Below are 3813 nucleotides of genomic sequence, written 5' to 3'. Positions count from 1 at the left end.
GCCGCTGGGCGCGCGGGCCCATGTCTTCGTGGAGATCTCCGACCCGGCGGAGGAGCAGAAGCTGCTCAGCCCGGGGGCGGTCGAGCTGACCTGGCTGCATCGCGGCGCACGCCCGGTGGGCGAGGCGCTGGTCGCGGCGGTGCGGGCGTTGGAGTTCCCGGCCGGCCAGGTGCACGCGTTCGTGCACGGCGAGGCGGCCTTCGTCCGGGAGCTGCGCCGGCTGCTGCGCGGCGAGCGGGGCGTACCCCTGGACCGGCTCTCCATTTCCGGCTACTGGCGGCGCGGTATGGACGACGAGGGCTGGCGCTCCACCAAGGCCGCCTGGAACCAGCAGGTGGCGGCCGAGGAGGCAGCGGTCCCGGCGCCGGCCGCGGCGGCCTGACGCGCCGGTCATCCCTCGGGCGTGTTCATCTCCTGACCGGCGCGGGCGAGGCGCCGGCTGAGCAGTACGGCGTACCCGACGACCGCCAGGGAGAGCAGCGACAGCATCAGCCTCGGTTGGTGCACCGTCGTGGTGATCACGCCGACCGAGACCACCCCGTAGGCGGCGATCGCCAACCGGGCGGCGCTCGGTCGGGTCCACAGCCAGTACAGGGCGAGCCCGCAGACGGTCCAGATCACCATCGCGGCGCCCAGCAGCAGCCGCAGCTCCAGCGGCAGCCGGTTGGCGTTGTCGTCGACCAGCCGGACGACCTGCCCGAGCGCCCAGCCGAGCAGCAGCAGCGCACCGCCGAGCGGAATGTGCAGGTAGCTGTACGCCTGCCCGCCGCGCAGTCGGCGCTGGGTCAGGCGGGTGGTGACGAAGGTGGTGTAGACCCACCAGACGGCCGCCGGGATCAGGAAGGCCAACGCGGCGGTGAGGATCATGTGTGGCGGGGGGTGGTCCGGCACGGCGAAGAGCAGGCTGGCCAGCGCGCTACCCAGCACGATGATGGTGAACTGGCCGATCCGTTCCGGCAGGTGCCGGTTGTCCACCGGCCAGCGGTTGAGCCAGCGCACCCCGACCCAGGGGGTGGCCAGCTCGATCACCATCGCGACGATCCACAGCACCGGGCGCAGCTCGATGGGCGCGGCCAGCGACACCAGCCAGAGCGTCCAGCCCGACCCGAAACCGATCAGATAGACCGTCGTGACCATCCGGGCCATCGGGCTGGTGGGACGGGCGCGCAGGTACAGCAGGAGCAGCACGCCCCGCACGATCAGGTACCCGACCGGCAGGAGCACGCTCTCCGGCACCTCGTCGACGCCGAGGGTCATCGCGCCCGCGCCGACCAACGCGACGAGCACCAGCACCCGGTGCAGCGCGTCGTCCGGGTCGAAGCGGGTGTCGTAGTAGACCTGCCCCATCCAGGCCCACTGGACCACCACGAAGAGTCCGATCACGGCCAGCACCGCCCTCGGCGACGGGCTCGGTTCGTCGCCCAGCCGGGCCACCACCGCCGCCAGCGCGTACACGAAGATGAGGTCGAGGAAGAGTTCCAACCAGGTGGCGTGCCGATGCCCGGCCTCGTCCGCACCCGGGGTCTGGTCGGGTAGCCCGACCAGACCGGCCAGCCATCTCGGCAGGCGGAGGGCTTGGGTCCGTACCCGGCGCATCTGGTCATGGTCCCCGCGCGGACCCGGCTCGCGGGTCGGAACCGCCCAGCCGGCAGCGGCCGCCGCCACACCGGCGTCCCCCGGCCGGCGTGTCGTCGGTCCGGCAGGGCAGGATGTACGGGGAGGGGGTGGCGAATGGCTGGGCGGATCCGGGACGAGGACATCGCACTGGTCCGGGAACGCACCTCGATCGGGGATGTGATCTCCGAGACGGTCACCCTGAAGTCCGCCGGCGGCGGCAACCTCAAGGGCCTGTGCCCGTTCCACGACGAGAAGAGTCCGTCGTTCAACGTGTCTCCGACCCGCAACGTCTGGTACTGCTTCGGCTGCGGGGCCGGCGGGGACGCGATCAAGTTCCTGATGGACGCGGACCACCTCAGCTTCGTGGAGTCCGTCGAGCGGCTGGCCGGCCGCGCCGGCATCCAACTGCGCTACGTCGAGGACGACAAGGGCACCCCGCGGCCCCGCCCGCAGCAGGGTCAGCGGCAGCGTCTGGTCGCCGCGCACGCCGCCGCCGTCGAGTTCTACCGGGCGCAGCTCGGCACCGCCGGGGCCCGGCCGGCCCGGGAGTTCCTGGCCCGACGGGGCTTCGACCGGGCCGCCGCCGAGCGCTACGGCTGTGGGTTCGCGCCGGACGGGTGGGACCTGCTCACCAAGCACCTGCGCCAGCAGGGCTTCACCCACCAGGAGCTGGTCACCGCCGGGTTGTCCCGGGAGGCCCGCTCCGGCACCCTGATCGACCGGTTCCGCCGCCGGCTGCTCTGGCCGATCCGCGACCTCGCCGGTGACGTGATCGGCTTCGGGGCGCGCAAGCTCTTCGACGACGACGACGGCCCGAAGTACCTGAACACCCCCGAGACGCCGATCTACAAGAAGTCGCACGTGCTCTACGGCATCGACCAGGCCAAACGGGAGATCGCCAAGCAGGGGCGGGCGGTGATCGTCGAGGGTTACACCGACGTGATGGCCTGTCACCTGGCCGGGGTGACCACGGCGGTGGCGACCTGCGGCACCGCGTTCGCCGCGGACCACATCTCGGTGCTGCGGCGGCTCCTGTTCGACAGCGACGAGGTGGCCGGCGAGATCATCTTCACCTTCGACGGCGACGCCGCCGGGCAGAAGGCCGCGCTGCGCGCCTTCGAGGACGATCAGCGTTTCGTCGGGCGCACCTTCATCGCGGTCAGCCCGGACAACATGGACCCGTGCGATCTGCGGCTGGCCAAGGGCGACCTGGCGGTGCGGGACCTGGTCGCCCGCCGCGAACCGCTCGTCGACTTCGCGCTGCGCCACGTGATCGGTCGTTTCGACCTGGACACCGTGGACGGCCGGGTCGAGGCGATGCGGCACGCCGCGCCGCTGGTCGCCCGCCTCAAGGACCGGGAGAAGCGCCCGGAGTACGTGCGCAAGCTCGCCATGGACCTCGGCATGGAGATCGAGCCGGTGCAGCGGGCGGTGCTCGCCGCCGGCAACACCGCGTCCCCCGGCACCCGCGACGCCGCCCCCGCCGGTCGACCCACCTCGGCCCGCCCCGAGCCGGCAGTGGACAGCCCACAGTCGATGGTCGAGCGGGAGGCGCTCAAACTCGCCCTCCAGCAGCCGGTCCTGGCCGGGCCGATGTTCGACGCGGTGGAGGCCACCGAATACCGCCACCCGGTGCACGTCGCGGTGCGTACGGCCATCGCCGCGGCCGGTGGTGCCGCGTCGGCGACCGGCGGCGCGGTCTGGATCGAGTCGGTCCGCGACGCCTGCGACGACCTGGCGGCAGCGGCGCTGGTCGGTGAGTTGGCCGTCGAACCGCTGCGGATCGACGGCGAACCGGACCCGCGCTACGTATCGATCACCATGGCCCGGGTGCAGTTCGGGTCGGTGACCGGCCGGATCCGGGACCTCAAGTCACGCATCCAACGGATCAACCCGGTCAACAACAAGGACGAGTACTTCGCCGCCTTCGGTGAGCTGCTGTCCCTGGAGCAGCACGCCCGGGCGCTGCGCGAGCAGGCTGCGGGAGGCCTCTAGATGGGACTGTTCAGCCGTAAGCCGAAGCTGCCGCCGGCCGACCGGCCGCCGCTGACCTCTGACGAGCGGGTGCTGGCCTGGGCGGCCGTCGGCAACGGCGAGGGCGACGGGGTGGTGGTCGCCACCAACCTCGGGTTGTGGCTGCCCGGTCGGGGGCAGCGGCTCGGCTGGCACACCATCCTCAAGGCGGTCTGGTCCGGC

Annotated in this window: 2 protein-coding genes and 2 pseudogenes; 3 read left to right on the top strand and 1 reads right to left on the bottom strand. The window is 72.3% G+C overall.

The window, feature by feature from the left end:
• The coding region (locus tag KBX53_RS25505; RefSeq protein WP_210862053.1) for a siderophore-interacting protein at window positions 1-382 on the top strand (382 nt) is incomplete at its 5' end.
• Between the two features lie 8 nt (window positions 383-390).
• Here the strand turns inward: KBX53_RS25505 and KBX53_RS25500 are convergent.
• Window positions 391-1596: a low temperature requirement protein A gene (locus KBX53_RS25500; RefSeq protein WP_210862051.1), complete on the bottom strand. Its 1206-nt coding sequence runs from the start codon at window positions 1594-1596 to the stop codon at window positions 391-393.
• 113 nt (window positions 1597-1709) lie between these two features.
• On the opposite strand from KBX53_RS25500, the pseudogene dnaG reads away from it, so the two are divergent.
• Together dnaG and KBX53_RS25490 are read left to right on the top strand one after the other, a co-directional pair.
• Window positions 1710-3612: pseudogene (gene dnaG / locus KBX53_RS25495) on the top strand (DNA primase).
• Window positions 3613-3813 (top strand): annotated as a pseudogene (locus KBX53_RS25490) (hypothetical protein); the annotation flags it as partial.

Source organism: Micromonospora sp. M51 (assembly GCF_018070305.1).
Lineage (GTDB): Bacteria > Actinomycetota > Actinomycetes > Mycobacteriales > Micromonosporaceae > Micromonospora > Micromonospora parva.
Note: the sequence above shows the minus strand (reverse complement) of the source record. Positions and strands in the feature narration are given on the sequence as shown.